Here is a 21,001-nt window from a genome sequence, read left to right as displayed (position 1 = left end):
CTTTCATGCCAGCCTATATCCTCAAGCGACTTGTCGCCGTTGTTCCAGTGCTGCTCGGGATTTCGATCATCGTTTTTCTCGTTATGGCGATGATACCTGGCGATACGGCAACTGCATTGCTCGGATCGTATGCAACACCGGAAAATGTCGAACGGATCAATCGCGATCTCGGCCTCGACAAGCCGCTGGTGCAACAATATTTCGTCTGGATGGGCAACCTCCTGCACGGCGATTTCGGGCGCTCCTTCGTGCTCAATCGTCCGGTGCTGGATGAGGTTCTGGAACGTTTTCAGGCTACGCTCGTGCTTGCTGGTGTCGCACTGGTGCTCTGTTCTGTCTTCGGGCTGCTCGCAGGCATCGTTTCTGCAGTGCGCCAGTTCGGCTGGGCGGACAGGACGATCACTTTCATCGTGCTCGCGGGAATTTCAATCCCTTCATTCTGGTTGGGGCTGCTGCTGATTTATCTCTTCGCGGTCCATTGGCGCATCCTGCCAGCGTCCGGCATGTACGCCGTCTATGGTGGCGGCGACCTGAAGGACCTCCTCTGGCATCTGATCCTTCCCGCCACGACGCTCGCTGTGGTGGCAGCAGGCGTGATAGCGCGCCTGACTCGCAGCGCAATGCTGGAGGTCCTTCGTCAGGATTATATCCGGACTGCACGAGCCAAAGGCCTGAACGAACACCGCGTGATTTACGGCCACGCGTTTCGGGCCGCGCTTGTCAGCGTTATTCCAGTTATCGGTATTCAGGCGGGTTTCGTACTGGGCGGTGCTGTCTACATTGAGACGGTATTTCAGTGGCCTGGTATTGGCGCCATGCTGGTGAAGGCCATTTCCACCCGCGATATTCTGCTGGTGCAAGGCGGTGTGCTTGTGGTTGCCGCGAGTTACGTCCTCTTCAATCTGCTGGCTGATGTCATCCAGACCATGCTCGATCCAAGGATACGTTCATGAGCGCGCTTCCGGAACTGTCTGCCGCGCCAACGGCTGTCCGCATGTCTTCATGGCGTCTCCTGATGAGCAATCGCCTGGCTGCGTTCGGCTTATTTTTGCTCATCCTGATATGTCTCATTATTCTGCTGGCTCCCGTTCTTCCGCTTCCTGATCCCGACGCCACGTCGCCTGCAATGCGATTGAAGACCGTGTTCAGCGAGGGGCATCTTCTCGGCACAGATCAGCTCGGGCGCGATATATTGAGCCGTGTCATATGGGGCACGCGCGTTTCAGTGGCTGTTGGCTTTGCGGCGACACTGATTGCGGCAATTGTCGGTTCGGCTATCGGTCTTGTGGCTGGCTATGTGGGCGGACGAACCGACAATCTGATGATGCGCGGCATCGATATGCTGATGGCATTTCCCTATATTCTGCTCGCGTTGGCGATCGTGGCGGTACTTGGGCCGGGCCTGATGAACGCGCTCTATGCGATCGCGGTGGTCAATATTCCATTCTTCGCACGCAACGTTCGCGGCGTTACGCTTGGTCTCGCGCATCGCGAGTTCATCGACGCTGCCCGGCTTTCGGGAAAAAGCCCCGTTTCGATCCTGTTGAGCGAAGTGCTGCCCAATGTGCTGCCGGTTATCGTCATTACCATGTCGACGACGGCGGGCTGGATGATTCTCGAAACGGCAGGCTTGAGCTTCCTTGGCCTCGGCGCACAACCGCCACAGGCCGATCTTGGCTCCATGCTCGGTGAAGGCCGAGCGCAATTGTTCAATGCCCCGCATGTCTCCATCGTACCCGGATTGATGATCTTCCTGTTGGTCATCAGTCTCAACGTATTGGGAGACGGGGTGCGCGATGTCCTTGATCCGCGATTGCGATCCGGTGCATTGGGCCGACCGGGGGCAGTGACCGATATTGCCAAACAGCGGTCGTCGCCTGTGATCAAGGGCAGCGGAAAAGCGCTTTCCATTGCCGGGCTGGAAACAGGCTTTGTCAATGGTGGACGCTTCACACCCGCCGTCCGCAATGTTTCACTGGAACTGGAGCGTGGCGAATGCCTCGGCCTGATTGGGGAAAGCGGATCAGGCAAGAGCGTAACCGCCTTGTCGGTGATGGGGCTTGTGGCATCCCCGCCCGGTCTTATACGTAACGGCGCGATCTATCTGGGCGACCGGGATGTCCTTTCAATGTCTGAACCCGAGTTGACGGCGGTGCGGGGCGCGCGCGTTGCCTATGTGTTTCAGGATCCGTTGACGACCCTGCATCCGATGTATCCGGTCGGACGGCAAGTCGAGGAAGCGATTGCTGCCCATCGGCGGGTCGGAGCGACCGAACGGCGGCAACAGGCAATTGCCCTTCTCGACAAGGTTGGTATTCCGGATGTAGCGGAGCGGGCCAATCACTATCCGCACCAGCTTTCAGGTGGACAGCGGCAGCGCGTCGGCATCGCAATGGCTCTGGCCAACGATCCCGATATCATCATTGCTGATGAACCGACGACGGCGCTTGATGTCACCGTGCAGGCGCACATTCTCGAACTGCTGCGCGATCTTCAGCGCGAGCGTGGCATGGCACTCCTGTTCATCACGCATGATTTTGGAGTGGTTTCGGAGATTTGCGATCGTGTGGCGGTCATGAAAGATGGTGAAATAGTCGAGACAGGTACGACTGCGGAAGTTCTTTCCAATCCGCAGCATAGCTATACGAAGCGCTTGATCGCCTGTGTTCCCGAACTTGGGCAGGGAGCCGGCTTTCTGGACCGTGTGGCTGGTCTCTTCAGATACGAGAACGGGAAGGCGACAGGATGAGCGACAATGCGATCAGCGTGCGCGATCTCAGCAAAACCTTCGGTGGCGGGCGAACACTTCTGGGGAAGGAGCGTCACAAAGTCGAGGCCGTTAAACGTGTTTCGCTTGATCTCAGAAGCGGCGAGACGCTGGCTATTGTCGGCGAAAGCGGGTCGGGCAAAAGCACGCTCGCCAGAATGCTTGTCGGGTTGACCGAGCCGACGAACGGCACGATGACGATTGCGGGTCGGGATTCAAGCGAACTGCGGAATTCGGGCGCACAGGCATTCGGCAAGGTCATACAATATGTGTTTCAGGATCCTGTTGCTTCACTCAATCCCAGAAAGACGATCCGCCAGATACTGGAAACACCGCTCAAGCTTCTGGGCGGGCTGGATTCTGCACAACGCCGGCAGCGCATGATCCAATTGCTCGACGCCGTTCAGATGCCCAATGATACCTTGGAACGATATCCGCACGAGTTTTCCGGCGGACAGGCGCAACGCATCGCCATTGCCCGCACGCTGGCTGCGGAAGCGGAAATTGTCGTGCTCGATGAGCCGGTCAGCGCACTCGATGTGTCCGTTCAGGCGCAGGTTCTATTGCTTCTCGATCAACTGAAGAAGGAGTTTGGTCTCTCCTACCTCTTCATCAGCCACGATCTTGCTGTGGTGGAGGCCATCTCTGACAGGGTTGCCGTGATGTATTTCGGGGAAATAGTCGAGGAAGCGACCGCAAGCGATCTTTTTGCCAGGCCGGAACATGCCTATACACGACAACTCGTGGAAAGCGCTCCGCGCATCAGGAGAGAGTAACAGAGTATGGTCAGACCGGGCCGGAATTCCGATCACGAACCGCAACCGCGCGCGAGGGCGGTAAAAGCCCGTCGGCGGCCGGAGGAGATTGCCGATCGTATCAAGGATGTCATCCGTTCCGATGCATTGAAACCGGGAGACCGCTTGCCGCAGGAAAAGGAATTGATCGATCAGTTCAAAGCGGCCAAGGGCACCGTGCGCGAAGCGATGAAGGCGCTGGAAACACAAGGGCTGATTTTTACGCGCAGCGGCCCTGGCGGCGGCGCCTTTGTGGCCGAGCCTTCCGCTCAGCATGCAATGGAAATGCTTGGAAGCTATTTCTTTTTCGACCAGCCGAGCCTTGCCGAAGTCTATGCCATTCGCAAGCTTCTCGAACCGGAAGTCGCTACCTTGCTGTGCGGAAGACTGACCGGCGACGATATTGCGCGGCTGGAAAACACAATGCGGGTCTATGACCGTCCGCCGGTCGATCTTGATGATCAATACCACCAGCGCGTCGCGGAACTGGATTTCCATTCCTCGCTGGCGCAACTCTGTCCCGATCGGTTGCTGGGCTTCATCTGCGGGTTGACCCATAATCTGTTGCGAAGCCTGCCGATAGCGCGGGCGATCTATGCCGATCCGACACCGGCTTCGCGCGAAGAAGGACTTATTTTCCAGCACCGATTGCTTGCGGCGCTTGTTGAAGATCGTCGTGAAGATGCCCACCGCATTACGTATGAGCATATGGTTTCAGCCGAAAACTATATGCTTTCCAAGGCGAATACAGTCGGGAAAACCGCGTAACGAGAGCTAAAAAGTTGGGAACCATCCCGGCGCTCCCGCATTTGCAACTATGCAGGCCGCCGCCATAACAGATGCGACGGCCTCATTTTTTTATGAATGACAATGGAGGTTTCGACCCTTTTTATGTGTGGTATTTGCGGAGAAGTCAGGTTTGACGGCGGTTCGCCGTCAGTTTCGGCAGTCTCGAAAATGGCGGATGTACTCAGTCCTCGCGGACCGGATGCGTCCGGGATTGTGATCCGGGGCAATGTCGGCTTCGGGCACCGAAGACTAAGAATTCTCGATCTCTCCGAAAAATCGCAGCAGCCGATGATTGATGCGGACCTCGGTTTGACGCTGGTGTTCAACGGCTGCATCTACAATTTCCGAGAATTGCGCACTGAATTGGAACAGAAGGGCTACAAGTTCTTCTCCGATGGTGACACAGAAGTCATCCTCAAGGCATGGCACGCATGGGGCGAAAGCTGCGTATCGCGCTTCCTGGGTATGTTCGCCTTCGCCATTCACGAACGCGATACGGGCAGGATTATCCTCGCGCGTGACCGGTTCGGCATCAAGCCGCTCTATCTGGCCGAGGTGGACGGTGCATTGCGTTTTGCCTCGTCTTTGCCTGCTCTGGTCAAAGCGGGAGGTATCGACACGGCGATCGACCGTGCAGCCTTGCACAATTATATGAGCTTTCATGCTGTCGTGCCGCCGCCGCGCACGATTTACAAAGGTGTTCGAAAACTTCCTCCCGCGACGATGCGGGTTTACGAACCGAATGGCAGCTTTAGCGACCGTATCTACTGGCAGGCACCTTATCGCCGTCTGCCCGGTGATGGCGCCTTGAGCCGGGAGGAATGGCAGGAGCAATTGCTCGATATGCTTCGTGTAGCCGTCAAGCGCAGGATGATTTCTGACGTGCCGGTCGGTGTGCTTTTGTCCGGCGGTGTGGATTCGAGCCTGATCGTTGGATTGCTTGCCGAGGCTGGTCAATCGGGCCTGATGAGCTTTTCAGTCGGCTTTGAGGAAGCTAACGGGGAAAAAGGCGACGAGTTTGTCTATTCCGACCTGATCGCTAAACATTTCGGTACCGAGCATCATAAGATTTTTGTGCCCTCGGCAGACCTCATGGATGCCCTGCCGGGAACAATCGCCGCGATGTCGGAACCGATGGTGTCCTACGATAATGTCGGCTTCTATCTTCTTTCCAAGGAAGTTTCGAAACATATCAAGGTGGTCCAGTCGGGGCAGGGGGCTGATGAAGTCTTTGGCGGCTATCACTGGTATCCGCCACTGGTCGATTCCAACGATGTTGTCAGCGATTATGCCAAGGGATTTCGTGACCGCTCGCACAACGTGCTTGCCACGCAATTATCGCCGGAATGGATGCCGGAACGCGATTACAGTCAGGAGTTTCTGGAAGAGTACCTGTTGCAGGACGGTGCGGATACACCGGTCGACCGTGCATTGCGGCTCGACACGAATGTAATGCTGGTGGACGATCCGGTCAAACGCGTGGACAATATGACGATGGCCTGGGGACTTGAAGCGCGGGTGCCGTTTCTGGACCATGAACTGGTAGAGCTCGCGGCTCGCATTCCGCCGGAAGAGAAGCTGCGCGATGGCGGCAAAGGTATCCTCAAGGATGTGGCGAGGAAGGTCGTTCCAAGCGAAGTCATCGATCGCAAGAAGGGATACTTTCCGGTGCCACAGCTTAAATATATTGCAGGTCCCTATCTCGATATGTTGCGTGATGCTCTTTCGTCGCAAAAGGCGAGGGAACGCGGGCTTTTTCAACGCGACTACCTGGAAAGCCTGTTCGCGAAGCCGTCCGATCACATAACGCCATTACGTGGTTCGGAGCTATGGCAGGCTGGCCTTCTCGAAATGTGGCTGCAGGCGCAGGAGGCATGACATGAGGAAACCCGGTGAGGTGGATATGACCCGGCAGAAAGCGAGAGGTCGCAAGGCCTTTTCGCATCGTCTGACGCGCTTGCGCACGCCTGAAAGTGCAGGCTTTTATCAGGAACATATGTATGGCCATGACAGGGCGGGAACGGAAGGCCGCAAGCAGGATGTGGTCGTCGACTGTGGCTGGGGACGATTGCTCTTTGCACAGACCTTTGAAACCAATGAAGCCATTGTCGAGGCATTGCGGGCGGAAGCGCCGGCAAGCCGCGATATCGTCTTCTATGTAAGTGATCCTCATGTACTGCTGTCGCTTGCGCCACATGAAATATTTCTCGACCCGTCGCATACCTACCGCATCGAGCTTGCAACCTATCGTCCGGGCGGCCGGCGGACGCGTGGTGTCACCATTCGTCGCGCGGTATCGGAAGTAGACGCAGAAGGCATCAATGCCGTCTATGCGGCCTGCGGTATGGTTCAACTGCGGCCGGACTTTTTCTCGTCTGAGCGAGACAACCGGGCCGTTACCTATTTCGTGGCACAGGACGATGCCACAGGTGAAATCGTCGGCACGGTGACGGGTATCGACCATCAGCGTCTTTTCGATGATCCTGATTGCGGTGCTTCGCTCTGGTGCCTCGCCGTTCATCCGCAAGCACGGCAGCCGGGAATTGGCGAAAAACTGGTGCGAAAACTTGCCGAACATTTTCAGGCTCGCGGGCTAAGCCATATCGATCTTTCGGTTCTGCATGACAATGAGAACGCCATACGGCTCTATGAAAAATTGAAATTTCGCCGTGTCCCGCTTTTTGCGATTAAACGCAAGAATGCAATCAACGAGAAGTTTTTCGCCTCACATCTGGAATCCTTCGATGCACTGAATCCATATGCCCGCATCATCATCGATGAAGCAGTGCGCCGTGGTATTCAGGTTGATGTGACCGATGCCGAAGGCGGATTTTTCCGCCTCTCCTATGGCGGGCGTTCAGTTCATTGTCGCGAAAGTCTGTCTGAAATGACATCGGGCGTGGCGATGTCGATCTGTGACGACAAGGCCGTGACACGCCGTGTCGTTGAAACCGCTGGGCTGACGGTGCCGGAGCAGATCGCTGCCGAAGCGAGTGACGACGCGCTGGAAGCTTTTCTGAAACGCCATGGCAAGCTGGTTGTGAAACCGGCTCGGGGCGAACAGGGACGAGGAATTTCCGTCGGTATTTCGACCATCAAGGATCTGCGTGCTGCGATCAAACAGGCGCGATCCGTGTGCGACCGTGTGCTGCTGGAGGCGTGTTTTGAAGGCGAAGATCTCCGGCTGGTTATCATCGATTACCAGCTTGTCGCGGCTGCAGTTCGCCGTCCGCCGCGCGTGATCGGAGATGGGAAGTCAACGATCCGCAAACTTATTGAGACACAATCGCGCAGACGCGCTGCGGCGACCGGCGGAGAAAGCCGTATTCCGGTCGATGCGGAAACGAAAAGATGCCTTGAGGAACAGACTCTGTCACTCGACTCTGTTCTGGAGGACGGTCGCGAAATAACCGTGCGCAAGGCGGCCAATCTTCATGCGGGCGGCACGATCCATGACGTGACCGCCACGGTTCATGCAGACCTGGTCATTGCTGCCTGCAAGGCTGCCCAAGCAATTGGTATACCGGTTGTGGGCATTGACTTTATGGTCAAGCAGCCCGAAAAGCCGGACTATATCTTCGTTGAAGCCAACGAGCGTCCGGGGCTTGCCAATCATGAGCCGCAACCGACTGCCGCCAGATTTGTCGATTTGCTGTTCCCAGGTTCAAGATAGTATAAGTTAGCTATATCTAAATTACGAAATGTTCGCCGGATATTCTTTTCGGCGAACATGAAACTATGCAAGCTGCGAGCAATATGCTGTATTTTAGTTGTTGAGGAAATTTTAAGCAGAAATCGTATTCAACAAATCAATCATCGATTGTAACACGAATATTCATTTTTCATTTGGTTTCTGCCTCTATCCCTTTACGAGAGGGGGCTTGGGCGGAACAGGTTGATCGAACCGCATTCCTGCCTGAGCGGAAAAGGGCTGAAAATGGACACGCGGGGGCAGAACAACAAGGATGTGCCGCTTGCAGTCGATCTGGACGGAACTCTGGTTTCGACCGATCTGCTGTGGGAAGGTGTTTTTCTTCTTCTGAAGAAGAACATCCTGTTCGTCTTCATGCTGCCGGTGTGGTTATTTTCAGGCAAAGCATATCTCAAGCGACAGGTCGCAGAACGTGTAGCGCTGGATGCGTCGCGGCTTCCCTATCGAACAGAATTTCTGGAATTTCTGCGCGGCGAACATGCATCAGGGCGAGTATTGGTGCTGGCAACGGCTGCCGCTGAACCGATGGCCAAGGCCGTTGCGTCTGAGCTTGAGATTTTCAGCGCTGTCTATTCAACGTCCGGCACGACCAATCTTTCAGCAGAACGAAAGGCAAATTTGCTTGTCGAGCACTATGGACGACAGGGGTTCGACTATGCCGGAAACGATCGTGATGACCTGCCTGTTTTCGATGCAGCCCGACAGGCGATCGTTGTCGCACCTGATCGTGCAGCGGCACATTTCCAGCAACGGACCGGCTGTGAACTTTTCTGTGGCGAGAAACCTACCATCCGAACCTATGTTCGTATGCTGCGTGTTCATCAATGGTTGAAGAACCTACTTGTCTTCGTGCCTGCCATTCTGGCGCACGACATAATGAAACCCGACGTATTGATTGCGTCTTGTCTGGCATTCGTCGCCTTTTGTGCAACGGCGTCTGCGATCTATATCGTCAATGATATTGTCGACCTTCCGGTTGATCGAAAACATGTGCGAAAAAATCTGCGCCCCTTTGCGAGCGGACAGTTATCCATCCCTTTTGGGCTCAGCGTTACAGCTCTGCTGCTGCTTCTGGCGGGCCTGGTCTGTTTTTTTCTTCCACCGGCTTTCACGCTGGCAATTGTCACCTATCTGGTTTTCACGACCGCTTATACCTTTGCCATAAAGCGCATGTTGCTGGGTGACGTGATCTGCCTGGCGGGACTTTACAGCTTGCGGCTGTTGGGGGGCACGGCGGCATCTTACATTCCGCTATCGTTCTGGTTGATGGCCTTTGCCATGTTCTTTTTCCTCTCGCTCGCATTGGTGAAGCGTTATGTCGAGCTGCAGGGGGCGACAGTGACCGAAAAGGACCGGATCGCCGGACGCGGTTATCGTCCTGAAGATCGCGATGTTGTCGGGCAGTGCGGGGTGGCGGCGGCATTCACCGCGGCGTTGGTTCTGGCGCTCTATATCAATAGCGATGCCGTCAAGACGCTCTATACCTATCCATGGCTGATATGGCCACTTGGACCGATCGTCCTTTATATCAATGTGCGCGTGTGGATATTGGCCCATCGGGGCGATATGGATGACGATCCGGTCCTCTTCATTGCCAAGGATTGGCGCAGTCAGGTGGTTATTGCGCTCGGTGCGGTGCTGCTTCTTGTGGCTGGAATGCGCTGATGGAATACGCCTTCAACAGTTTCGGACGTATTGATCGGCGAAAGCGTCAGTTCCTTCCACTGGATGGGCTGGAGGCTGATTTCGCGCAGTTCCTGCCCAAAGACGCGAGCTTGTTGCCATTTGGAAATGGTCGTTCCTATGGGGATAGCTGTCATAACGATGCGGGCTTTCTTGTGCCTATGCAGGCGCGAAAGAGGATAGCGCACTTCAATCCCGATACGGGGTTGCTGACGGCTGAAAGCGGTATGCTTTTGAATGAAGTTATCGCCCATGTCGCGCCGCATGGTTATTTCCTTCCCGTCACACCAGGCACGCAGTTCGTGACTCTCGGCGGCGCCATTGCCAACGATGTGCATGGTAAAAACCACCACCGGCAGGGGACTTTCGGGTGTCACGTCGAAGGGCTGGATCTGCTTCGTTCGGATGGTGTTCATTACAAATGCTCCGATAAGGAGAACATCGATCTGTTCCGCGCCACAATCGGCGGATTAGGCCTGACGGGCTTGATCCTTCGCGCGACCATCCGGCTTATGCGGGTGGATGGTCTCGATGTGGAGGAGAAGGTTCTGCCATTCGCCAATCTCGATGAATATTTCGATATGGCCCAGGCCGAAGATCTTGAGAATGAATATGCCGTTGCCTGGGTCGACCAGCTCTCCGATGGCCGAGGTTTGCTGATTGTCGGCAATCATATTGCGGCGGCCCATAATTCTCATATGTCGGCGGTTGCGCGGTTTGGCGTGCCCTTTGAATTGCCGTTCTCCGTGTTGAACAAGGCAAGCCTGTCACTGTTTAATGCAGCTTATTTTCAGTGCAAAAAACTGCTGACGGCAGCACATAGAGTGCATTATCAAAAGTTCTTCTATCCACTTGATGGCCTCAGAAACTGGAACAGGCTTTACGGCACGTCAGGGCTTTACCAGCATCAAAGTGTCATGCCGTTCGATGCAGCCAGAGCGGTCATTCCCGCGATGCTTGAGGCGAGCCGAAACGCTGGGCAGGTTTCGTTCCTGACGGTGCTCAAACGTTTCGGAACAATGACATCTCCTGGCCTCATGTCATTCCCGATGCCTGGGTATACGCTGACCATGGATTTTCCCAATCGTGGCCGTGAGACGTTGAAATTGCTGGACCATCTGGATCGGATGACGGTGGAGGCCGGTGGCCGGGTCAATCCATATAAGGATCAGCGGATGAGCGCGGAAATATTTGCCGCTAGCTACCCGCACTGGCGCGATTTCGAACCTTTTCGCGACAAGGCTTTCAATTCGAATTTCTGGCGCCGAACGGCGTTGACGCTCGGTTCGGCAGGTTAGGAAAATGCGATGAAATATATTCCCTTCATCCTGTTTACGGTCATGACCAACGCTGCCGCGCAGTTGATGCTGAAATATGGCATGCTAACGCTCGGACCGATCAGCTTTTCAGCCGAAACATTGATCCAGCGCATGTTCCAGATTGTCTTCAATCCCTGGATTTTTGCCGGCTTGCTGACCTTCGTAATCTCCATGGCGTCACATCTTTACGTGTTGTCGAAAGTGGATCTTTCGTTTGCCTATCCGTTCCTCAGTCTCGCCTATGTAGCAGTCGCTCTGTTCGCATGGCTTTTGTTCAAGGAGGAGCTGGGTGCATACAAAATTGCAGGCATCGCGTTCATCTGCATTGGAACTGTGCTGATCGCGCAAAGCGGCAAGCCCTCCGAGCCGCAGGCGGATACGAACATGAACCAGCAGACACATCGTTAAACGGGGGACGCAATGAGACATATAATCTTCGGTGGCGATGGATTTGTCGGACGCTATCTCGCTCCAAAACTCCTTGCCGATGGTCACGAGGTCATTGTTGCAGATATCGTAAAAAGCGATCTGCCGCACTATGCCGACGCCGCCTTCATTGTGGCCGATGTAACCAATCCTGACGCAATCCGCAGACTTGGCATCCGCGCAGACGACATGATCTACAATTTGTCCGCCAAGATGCTTTCCCCAATTCAGGTCCGAGCGAAGCGGCACGATTTCTTCTTTCCCGTCAATTTCCACGGAACGGAGAACATCATCAAGGCTATGGATGCGGCTGGTGCCAACAAGCTCGTCCATTTCACCACCGATATGGTGTACGGGCACACGCATGTCTGGCCGCAGAAAGAGGAGCATCCGTGCAAACCGCTCGGGGAATACGGGCTATCCAAACTGAAAACCGAAGAACTCGCCATTGAATGGCGCGAGCGGGGCATGAATATTTCGCTGTTTCGCCCGCGTCTTATCATCGGTCCGGGACGTCTTGGTATTCTGGAAAAACTGTTCAAGCTGGTTGATCACAATCTACCGGTGCCAATGATCGGCTCGGGCAGAAATCCCTACCAGTTCATTTCGGTGTTCGACTGTGCGTCGGCGGCGCGTGCCGCTTTCAGCGCCGGTGTCCCCAACGAGGTCTACAACCTCGGTTCGCTCAACCCGCCTCCGGTTCGAAAACTGCTCGGTGATCTGATCAAGCATGCCGGATCAAAATCCGTCCTGTTGCCGACGCCCGCCTGGGCGGTGAAGCGCACGTTGGACCTGCTCGACTGGATGAACATGCCGATCATGGACCCGGAGCAATATCTTATAGCTGATGAAATGTGTGTACTCGATGTTTCGAAAGGCGAGCGCGAGCTTGGTTGGGTTCCCCAATACAGGGACGAGGACATGCTGATCGCGGCCTATAGCGAGTATCGCAGGAAGATTGGAGCCGCATCGCTGGATGCGCGGGCTTCGGAAGCGGCGTAGAGGCAGAAATGAACAAGATCAACACAACGCCAAAGCCGAAACTGCTCACCGTCAGCGAGGCGAAAGAGCTCGACCTGCCACGGATGACAGAGTTGTTCACCGCTCACCTCAATCCGGGTCAGCTTCACTTCATGAAGTTGCTCGGTTTTCACAAGGTGAAGATCGAACGTGCCGAAGGCATGTATTATTACGACCAGAACGGGCGCTCAATTCTCGACTTCTTCGGCGGTTTTGGATCGCTGGCTTTCGGTCACAATCATCCGCGTATTATCGAAGCACGGCGCCAATTCCAGGAAGAAATGCGTCACGAGATCGCAATCGCCTTCATGTCGCAATATGCGACCGCGCTCGCTTATGATATTGCGGCCTGCTCGCCGGGCGATCTCGACATGGTGTTTCTGGGATCTTCCGGTTCCGAGGCAATGGAGGCCGCTATCAAAGTGGCAGAGCGTGCTGCCGGTCCGAAAAAGCCCAAGATCGTCTATGCGGAAAATTCGTTCCACGGCAAGACCAAGGGCGTCCTGTCCATCACGGATGGTGGGCTATATCGTGGTGAATTCAAGCTTGTCGATAATACCCTGCGTGTGCCCTTCGGTGATATCGCGGCTATTGAGAACGCATTCCGCTCCGACCCTGAAATCGGGGTGATCGTGCTTGAAACGGTGCAAGGCGGTGGCGGCATCATTCAGGCTGATGCACAGTTCTGGCAGAAGCTGCGGAGCCTTTGCGACCAGTATGGTGTGATCTGGGTTGCCGATGAAGTGCAATGTGGATTGGGGCGAACCGGGAAATTCTATGCTTTCGAGCATTATGGTGTGATACCGGACGTTACCGCCTTGGCGAAGTCGCTGGGTGGTGGAAAGACGGCCATGGCTGCAATGATTGCCCGCCGCGATATCTATATAAAGGCCTACGGCACGCCCAAGACGGCAATGATACATGCCATGGCGACCTTTGGCGGTATCGGCGAGGCTTGTATCACGTCAATTGAAGCCTTGAATGTCCTTTATGATGAACACCTGATCGATAATGCAGCCGATGTTGGGGATTATCTTCTGGATAGGCTGCATGAGTTGCAGAGCCGGTATCCTGCGCTTTTGAAAGACGTGCGTGGCAAGGGAATGATGGTAGGGCTGGAGTTTCACGACTTCTCCCAAACCATGCCGATTGTGCTGAGGCCTGTCTTGGCGATGCTTGATGAAAAGCTGAAAGGCTCGCTTCCCGGTTTTATCGGCAGTCATCTGCTGCGCGATCACGGAGTTCTGGTCGCCTTTACCGAATATAATCGAAACGTCATCCGTCTTGAGCCGCCGCTGATCTGTGGACGCGAGCATGTGGATGCGTTCATCAAGGCGCTGGATGAGGTACTTTCACGCGGCATCGTCCGGATTGTGCGGGATTTCGTCAAGGCTCAGATCAAATGAGCCGTTTCTAATTACGGAACCAAGCCTGGACGAAGCAGCAAATCCCAACAGGGGTTCAAGGCGACGACGGCGCGACCCTCTAGTGCTTCGGCATATATTTTCTGCAAAGCGAGGCGGTTGGTCGTCGCCGGACATTTCGGGCGCAATATGCCGTCGGTTGCTTCCACAGCGGCTTTCGTTTCCTTGGACAGCGCCGGGACTGTGCGGAAGGGATCTGCGCCGATCTGGATATGCCGTGTCGCGTCGCGATCCAGTACCCACGCAAACGGATTGACGAAGTCGAGCGACATGATGCTTTGCAGGCGGATGTTGTTTCGTTTCTCGAAGGCTTGCAAATCCTCCACCATCTGTTCTGCAGAAACGAGCCAGTACACCTGGAAATCGATTTCTGAATAAAGCTGCCAGCTTGGGAGCTGACCCTTCGCCGCCAACGCGTCATAGGCTGCATTATTATCAGGGTAATGGGATTCGAAGAGCTCCGCTCGCTGCAGGAAATCACGCCGGGTCAACACCTGCCCCAAATTCTTCAATTCCGGCAAAGACGGTTGAATATAAGTCGGGGCGACAGCAACTGCACGCAAGGTCCGGTGCGCAACCTTGGTGAATGTCGGAATGACACAAAAGGCGGCCAACACAACGAAGGCGATCTTGATCCTCTCGTCACCTGCTTTCACGCGCTGAAAGATCATGAGCAGGATGGGCCAAAGGAATATGAATTCCTGGCTGCCGGTGTTCTGTGTTTCGAGGATGATGCCGCCGAGAAGCCCAATGGCAAGCCAGATCGAGCTTCGGTCGAAGAGACGACTTTGTTCGCCGAGTTGGTACTGTTCATTCCAGAAAAGAACAAGAATGAGGATCGCTGCCGGTAAAATGACATCGAGTTTCAGCGATATGACGGTAAGAAAACGCGAGAGCAGAGCCTCTTCGTTTAGCGCGATCAATGTCGTGATATCGCGAACATATGCGCTGATAATCCCGTTGTGCAGTTCGAGGAGGAGCAGAGCCCCGAGGGTCACGACGGTTGCCAGCGCGACATTGCGGATTGAGATACGTCCCGCCAGGAACGCCGCAAGACCGAATAAGCCGCCTGTAAGAAACCCGGTTACCTTCATCAAGAGCAGGGCGAGCATCGTTGCTGCGCAAAATAGTGCGAATTTCGTGCTGTTTCGCATGAACATCAGTCCACATGTCAACACGTACAGCAGGAGCGATGTATGGCGGTTATATATGCCGAACCCGTCCAGTCCAGGATAGGGATAAAAGCTTTGTGTGTTGGCTGGAGAGATCGCAAGAACCAGAAATGGAACGAGGAGAAGAAAGCCGATAGTCCTGTTATGAGACTGAAGTTCGGCTAATACGCATGCCATTAGAGGTGCTGCTATGGCCAGTATGGACCATTGGACGAGCAATAACGGTTGTGCGTTCGGGAATAATGAATGTCCCCATGCGAACAGATAATAACCAAGAGGCCCGACCGGCGTTGAAAAATCGACATTGGGAATCTGGCCTGTCTTGATGCGCTGTGCCGCATCGAAATAGATGTAGCTATCCCAATACATAGCCCCGATGGGGGCACTGAACCTGAAGGATAAAAGGGCGATCAGCAGAACGAGAACGCAAATCAGCCAGAACCAGGGAGAGCATAAGAGTGAAGATCTGACCGATCTGAAGATATTGCTAAAGAACATGGAACCCCGCTCCCTGCTGCGCTGTGCGCAAAAATACCCTGCAAAACCTAAAAACTACTGAAATAGCCGACAGGGTGCCGGGCTCGGTAAAAACTTGCAAAGCAACAAATGAGGATGAGGCGTGCCAGAAAAGAGAACGCCCACTGCACTGGGAGGAGGAGTGTGCAGTGGGCGGATCTGTAAAGCGCGATTGGGAGGAGGAGTATCGCGCTTTGTGCTCGGTTTTTGGGAGGAGGAGTAAAACCGAACAACGTGAAAATAGGAACACGAGCGGCCGCTTACAAGGGGCAATGCTGCAATGCAGATATGCATTTTTGGGTAGCTGAAAAAGAAACCGCCCCGCAGCGGTCTAGCGCGCTGGGGCGGTACTCCCTCCTCCAAGTGGGACGAACAATAACCGCGCTCATGTAGAAAGCAACCCCTTAATAAAACTACATAAATTTCAGAAATTACTGAAATTTATGTAGTTAACGAGGCAATGGTCTTTCAATTTCCACTTTCGGACAAGGCGTGGAAGAGCATATTGCGAGGCTGAAATGTACCAAATCTTTATCAATTCTCACAGAAAGGGCTGTGAACGCGTAAAGGTTTGATTGGTCAGAGAATTCTCAACCTTTGGACGATATTGTTCACCGGTTTTTCGAATGTTTGCGAACATTGTCTATTTATTTTCACTGAAGCTGTGAGTAAGTTCCATCATCTTCTTCGATTGGGGCTTTCGGAGGAGATATGCCGCCTCAGCGCGTTCATTCGCTGCGAGGCGGTTTCTATTTGGCTTGTTGAAACTGCATATCAGCAATGCAAGCTTGTAGATTGAGAGGGCAGGTCGGACGGAGTATTAAAAATGCGTCCGGTTTACTCCTCCTCCCAGGAACCGGACGCAAAGCGCGATACTCCTCCTCCCAATCGCGCTTACAGATTAAGCCCGCAATGCTCTCCTTCTCCCGAGCATTGCGGGCTTTTCTATATGTTGGTCACGTAATTTTTCAGACTGGAACGTATTGTTAGTTCCAGAATCGGAGCTAACGTTCCATTTTCCCTATGCGTGCACTCCTGAGAGCTCGCCCGCCTCGCGCCCCTAAGCCCCCCGCCCAAACGCGAGGCGGTTCCTTTGAGCGGAACCTCCCCAGATCCTGTATTCGAGTGATTCCAGCCGGAATTATTTCAACGCGAAACTGGCCGTGTTCGAAGAAGCAAGAAAGCGATTGAAATATAGCTGTCGCTTTGTTGGGGGTATATTCATCGTTTGCGCTGGTGAAGTTGCTCAATGTGATCTGGTGAATTTTTTAATGCACATTGTCTATCCAAATCTTGGGTTGGTGCAGATAAAGCCGCGGCAGTTTTCCAATTAATCTACGAAAGGGCGGTCATTACAATAAGCATACTTCAAAATGAATTATGATTAATCTCTCTATTTTCCTGACTCATCAAGATATTTTGTGTCTGTAAATAAATAAAAAAATATTATAAAATTATAATACATTACGTTGGGTCATATTTGATTGAAATTTAAGTTTATATTCTCTGCAGTGTCTTCTGTGGACGGATGAAGAAGCGACAATTTTCGATGGAAATATTCGTTTATAATCAAGGATAGGCTGAGTCGTTTCCGAACTGGAGGGACTTCGGTTATTCATGCGGGCACAATGTTGCGTTCTGTACCCGAAGGCTGATCCTGGGCCTGATAGTTGTGTCCTGATCGTCAAAAGGAACGGTTGTTCCAGCAATCGGGACTGCTCAGGCTCAGAAATTAACCATCTGTTAACCATTGCGCATATAGACCGGATAAACCGTTTTTTAACCAAGATGAATCAAGTGCTAACACAGTCCCGTCCAATCCGCTTGAAAGGGAGATCCTTTCTTGCGCTGGTGCTCTCGCCTGAACTGCCGCTCGATGGCTGGCTCGATAAGCTGGATGATCTCGCAGCACGTTCAGTAGGTTTTTTTCTGAATCGTCCGATCGTTCTCGATCTGGAGAACGTTTCGATTGAGCGCCCGCAACTGGTTCAGTTGCTTGAAGATCTGGTTAGTCGCGGCGTCTGGATTACGGGTTTCGAAAATGCGCGGCCTTCTCTGCTAGGCCCCGGCATGCCGCCGGCGATGCGTGGCGGACAGCCGGCCGCAGATTTCGACCCGGAAATTGCCGAGTCGAAACCGCAAGAGCGAACTCCGGCCGCGCCCACATCGGTGCAACTCGTCAAGGCCGTTCCTTCCATGATCGTTACCGAGCCCGTTCGGTCCGGCCAGTCCATCTATTTTCCTGATGGCGATGTAACGATCGTCGGTTCTGTTGCCTCTGGCGCAGAAGTGGTGGCTGGCGGCTCGATCCACGTCTACGGCGCATTGCGCGGTCGCGCGATGGCTGGGACCGCAGGAAATGCCGACGCACGCATTTTTTGTCGCAAGATGGAGGCAGAGCTTGTCGCTATCGACGGTCTCTACAAGACGGCCGAAGACATGGAGAGCAGATTGCGCGGGCAAGCCGTACAGCTTTGGCTCGATGGCGACTACATGATGGCCGAAACGCTGAATTAGAGCGCATCTCGAAAAGTGTGAAACGGTTTTCGGAACAAGATGTGTGTAAAAGCAAAAAGATAGAGCATTTCCAAATGATTCAAGCGAAACGGGAAATGCTCTAGTACGTCATTCTCAAAGGTTTCTGCCTTGAGAGAAACCAATATTGATCGAGATGTTAGGCACTTTTGAGTGCTGCGAAAGAAAAGCAGAGCATTTCAATTCCCGGGTAACGGATGCTCTGGAGGCGCGCGGGAGATACAGGAGACAAATATGGCAAAAGTAATTGTTGTAACTTCCGGCAAGGGTGGCGTTGGTAAAACGACATCAACTGCTGCAATCGGCGCTGCGCTGGCGCAACGCGGTGAGAAGACTGTCGTTATCGACTTCGATGTCGGTCTGCGTAACCTGGACCTCGTCATGGGGGCAGAGCGTCGCGTTGTGTTTGATCTGGTGAATGTCATTCAGGGCGACGCAAAGCTTCCGCAGGCTCTGATCCGCGACAAGCGCCTCGAGACGCTGTACCTGCTGCCTGCCTCCCAAACGCGCGATAAGGATAATCTGACTACCGACGGTGTCGACCGGGTCATGGAAGACCTCAAGAAAGAGTTCGACTGGATCATTTGCGATAGCCCGGCGGGAATCGAGCGCGGCGCTACGCTCGCCATGCGCCATGCGGATATGGCTGTGGTTGTGACGAACCCCGAAGTTTCGTCCGTGCGTGACTCCGATCGTATCATCGGCCTTTTGGACGCAAAAACGCTCAAGGCTGAGCGGGGCGAGCGCGTGGAAAAGCATCTCCTGCTCACTCGTTATGACCCTGTGCGTGCGGAGCGTGGCGATATGTTGAAGGTCGACGACGTGCTCGAAATTCTGTCCATCCCGCTTCTCGGCATCATTCCGGAAAGCCAGGACGTTCTGCGGGCATCCAATATTGGTTCGCCCGTGACACTTGCCGATCAGCGCAGTGCACCTGCATTGGCTTATCTCGACGCAGCCCGCCGCCTTGCCGGCGAAGAAGTGCCGATGACTGTTCCATCCGAAAAGCGCGGCCTTCTGGGTAAACTTTTCGGAAGGAGAGCGGCATGAGCCTGTTTCGTTTCTTCAGTAAGCCTGCCTCCGCGCCGCAAGCGCGTGAACGGTTGCAGGTTTTGCTTGCCCATGAAAGGGCGTCACACGAACATTCCGATCTTGTTGCGGTGCTGCGGGAGGAAATTCTCGCTGTCATAGCCAAGCATATCCAGATCGATCGCGACAAGGTCAGCGTGAAAATGGACCGGCGTGACCAGATGTCGACTCTCGAAGTCGATATCGAACTGCCGCTGAAAACCAAAGCGAAGGTGCGGGCAGCCTAATAAGAGCGCATCCCGAAAAGTGTGAAACGGTTTTCGGACAAGATGCGCGTCAAAACAAAAAGTTAGAGCGCTGATCTGATTCAATCAGATCGAAACAAGCTTTAACACCAATCTTGCGGATAGCCAGAAAGATGGAGGGAAAACCATGAACCGCGGTGCACTTCTCACCAGATTGAAGGAGCTTCAGGAGCTTCCAAAGTTCCAGAAGCGGGATATCTGTACCATAAGCGCTTTCCTGCAACTCGATGCACTGGCAGAGCATGTCAGGGTCTGTGAAGAGGCGGCAGGTGTTGCACAAACAGGGCAGGATCATTGATCCTGCCTTTCTTTCTATAAGGCTGCCTTTTCCTGCACTTGCCACGCCTGTTCATTTGCGGGCTGGCGGTGTGCTGATCAAAGTCATCATGCGTTCACGGTACGGCAAAAAACATCTGCAGATAGCAGCCGAGGACAACAAGGGCGACCAGCGCGGTGATCAGTAACAAGAGCTTCATTGTTCATGGATCGCTCAATCGCCGTTCACGTTCAAGAAAACAGATGGTGATTGACCGCAAGGGTAAAGAAAACTTTGCCCTAGCCTCTTGTTTTTACGAACTTTTGCGCGTTTATGGCGGTTTTATTTTTCCAGGAGGGGTGCAAGTTCCCGGCGCGCTGTTGTCAAGACCGTCTGTGTCAGGCCTGCAAGTGTGTCGGCTGCGAGGCGGTTAACTTGCCAGTACAAAGGAATATCGAGAGGCGCATCGGGTATCAGTTCAATAAGCTGCCCTGATTTCAAATGGTGGTCGACCAGTTGCACCGGATTCATGCCCCATCCCATACCCGACAAGCTCGCATCGACGAAAGCCTGTGTCGAAGGAAGCCAATGTGTTGGGCAAACTATGTCATTCCTCAGTGCGGCGCGTACCCATTGATCTTGTAATCTGTCTTTCTGGTTGAATGTCAGCGCTGGAGCCTTGGCAAGGGCATCACTAGTTATTCCGTTCGAAAAGTGCCGCGCGATAAAATCCGGAGAAGCTGTCGCCCGATATCGGAGAATGCCGAGCGGGGTCAGACGGCAGCCCTGAACGGGTTTGGACAGGGAGGTTACAGCGCCAACGACACGCCCGCGCCGCAGCCATTCGGCAGTATGATCTTGGTCGTCGACCGCTATATTGAAGAGATAATCCGATGTTGCACTGAAATGTGAGATCGCCTTGAGAAACCATGTGCCCAGACTGTCGGCGTTGGTTGCAATATGGAGCGTTACGCGCTGTACAGAGTTTTCACCACCGGATAGCGCGGGTAGTTCCGCCAAAAGTTCGCGCTCGAGCATGCCGACCTGCTCGATATGCCGGCATAACCAGTCACCCTTTTCGGTCGCTGTGCAGGGAGAGCCTCGCTCAATCAGGACAACTCCCAGCCTCTCCTCCAGATGCTTGACGCGTTGCGAGATCGCAGACGGGGTCACGTTCAGTGCCCGGGCGGCTTTCTCAAAACTGCCTGTCTGAACTACCATCGCCACTGCTCTCAGGGCAGAATAGTCGATCAT

At 54.0% G+C, this 21,001-nt stretch carries 18 protein-coding genes; 16 read left to right on the top strand and 2 right to left on the bottom strand.

Annotated elements, in window-relative coordinates; all coding sequences use genetic code 11:
• Positions 1-5 precede the first annotated feature (5 nt).
• From ACYSN1_RS12900 to ACYSN1_RS12850, 11 genes are all read left to right on the top strand, one after another.
• A complete protein-coding gene (locus tag ACYSN1_RS12900; RefSeq protein ID WP_461726043.1) occupies positions 6-953 on the top strand; it encodes an ABC transporter permease in 948 nt (315 codons plus the stop codon).
• Entirely contained in the window at positions 950-2,749 is a 1,800-nt protein-coding gene (locus ACYSN1_RS12895) for a dipeptide/oligopeptide/nickel ABC transporter permease/ATP-binding protein (RefSeq protein WP_461726042.1), read from the top strand. Before ACYSN1_RS12900 ends, ACYSN1_RS12895 begins: the two co-directional genes overlap by 4 nt.
• Complete coding sequence (locus ACYSN1_RS12890; protein ID WP_461726041.1) at positions 2,746-3,543, top strand: ATP-binding cassette domain-containing protein; 798 nt, start codon at positions 2,746-2,748, stop codon at positions 3,541-3,543. The genes ACYSN1_RS12895 and ACYSN1_RS12890 overlap by 4 nt, the downstream gene beginning before the upstream one ends.
• A 6-nt stretch (positions 3,544-3,549) precedes the next feature.
• On the top strand, positions 3,550-4,329 hold the full coding sequence (locus ACYSN1_RS12885; protein ID WP_461726040.1) for a FadR/GntR family transcriptional regulator: 780 nt from the start codon (positions 3,550-3,552) through the stop codon (positions 4,327-4,329).
• A 123-nt stretch (positions 4,330-4,452) separates the two neighbouring features.
• Positions 4,453-6,228, top strand: coding sequence for an N-acetylglutaminylglutamine amidotransferase (locus tag ACYSN1_RS12880; RefSeq protein ID WP_461726039.1), 1,776 nt, complete (start codon positions 4,453-4,455; stop codon positions 6,226-6,228).
• 1 nt (position 6,229) lies between these two features.
• The gene (gene ngg, locus ACYSN1_RS12875; RefSeq protein WP_461726038.1) at positions 6,230-8,023 is read left to right on the top strand and encodes an N-acetylglutaminylglutamine synthetase; all 1,794 of its coding nucleotides are present in this window, start codon (positions 6,230-6,232) and stop codon (positions 8,021-8,023) included.
• Positions 8,024-8,287: 264 nt separating this feature from the next.
• Positions 8,288-9,727, top strand: a complete 1,440-nt coding sequence (locus tag ACYSN1_RS12870; protein WP_461726037.1) for a UbiA family prenyltransferase — start codon at positions 8,288-8,290, stop codon at positions 9,725-9,727.
• On the top strand, positions 9,727-11,043 hold the full coding sequence (locus ACYSN1_RS12865) for an FAD-binding oxidoreductase (protein WP_461726036.1): 1,317 nt from the start codon (positions 9,727-9,729) through the stop codon (positions 11,041-11,043). The genes ACYSN1_RS12870 and ACYSN1_RS12865 overlap by 1 nt, the downstream gene beginning before the upstream one ends.
• Before the next feature lie 9 nt (positions 11,044-11,052).
• Positions 11,053-11,472 carry an EamA family transporter gene (locus ACYSN1_RS12860; RefSeq protein WP_109986781.1) on the top strand — a complete coding sequence of 140 codons (420 nt, stop codon included), beginning with the start codon at positions 11,053-11,055 and terminating at the stop codon, positions 11,470-11,472.
• A 12-nt stretch (positions 11,473-11,484) separates the two neighbouring features.
• Positions 11,485-12,492, top strand: coding sequence for an NAD-dependent epimerase/dehydratase family protein (locus ACYSN1_RS12855; RefSeq protein WP_461726035.1), 1,008 nt, complete (start codon positions 11,485-11,487; stop codon positions 12,490-12,492).
• An 8-nt stretch (positions 12,493-12,500) separates the two neighbouring features.
• The gene (locus ACYSN1_RS12850) at positions 12,501-13,916 is read left to right on the top strand and encodes an aspartate aminotransferase family protein (protein ID WP_461726034.1); all 1,416 of its coding nucleotides are present in this window, start codon (positions 12,501-12,503) and stop codon (positions 13,914-13,916) included.
• A gap of 11 nt (positions 13,917-13,927) precedes the next feature.
• Here ACYSN1_RS12850 and ACYSN1_RS12845 read toward each other — a convergent pair whose 3' ends face one another.
• Entirely contained in the window at positions 13,928-15,604 is a 1,677-nt protein-coding gene (locus tag ACYSN1_RS12845; protein ID WP_461726033.1) for a hypothetical protein, read from the bottom strand.
• Positions 15,605-17,410: 1,806 nt separating this feature from the next.
• Here ACYSN1_RS12845 and minC point away from each other — a divergent pair.
• From minC to ACYSN1_RS12820, 5 genes are all read left to right on the top strand, one after another.
• Positions 17,411-18,139 (top strand): septum site-determining protein MinC, encoded by a 729-nt coding sequence (gene minC / locus ACYSN1_RS12840; protein WP_461726032.1) that lies wholly within the window; start codon positions 17,411-17,413, stop codon positions 18,137-18,139.
• Positions 18,140-18,391: 252 nt separating this feature from the next.
• Positions 18,392-19,207 (top strand): septum site-determining protein MinD, encoded by an 816-nt coding sequence (gene minD, locus ACYSN1_RS12835; protein WP_010660936.1) that lies wholly within the window; start codon positions 18,392-18,394, stop codon positions 19,205-19,207.
• Positions 19,204-19,473, top strand: coding sequence for a cell division topological specificity factor MinE (gene minE / locus ACYSN1_RS12830; protein WP_140020966.1), 270 nt, complete (start codon positions 19,204-19,206; stop codon positions 19,471-19,473). Before minD ends, minE begins: the two co-directional genes overlap by 4 nt.
• Positions 19,474-19,618: 145 nt before the next feature.
• Entirely contained in the window at positions 19,619-19,789 is a 171-nt protein-coding gene (locus tag ACYSN1_RS12825) for a hypothetical protein (RefSeq protein ID WP_181153455.1), read from the top strand.
• Positions 19,761-19,955, top strand: coding sequence for a hypothetical protein (locus ACYSN1_RS12820; protein ID WP_461726031.1), 195 nt, complete (start codon positions 19,761-19,763; stop codon positions 19,953-19,955). The genes ACYSN1_RS12825 and ACYSN1_RS12820 overlap by 29 nt, the downstream gene beginning before the upstream one ends.
• A gap of 134 nt (positions 19,956-20,089) precedes the next feature.
• Here ACYSN1_RS12820 and ACYSN1_RS12815 read toward each other — a convergent pair whose 3' ends face one another.
• A complete protein-coding gene (locus tag ACYSN1_RS12815) occupies positions 20,090-21,001 on the bottom strand; it encodes a LysR family transcriptional regulator ArgP (RefSeq protein WP_461726030.1) in 912 nt (303 codons plus the stop codon).

The organism is Brucella sp. LJL56, from assembly GCF_054871705.1.
This window is presented reverse-complemented; position numbering and strand designations above follow the sequence as displayed.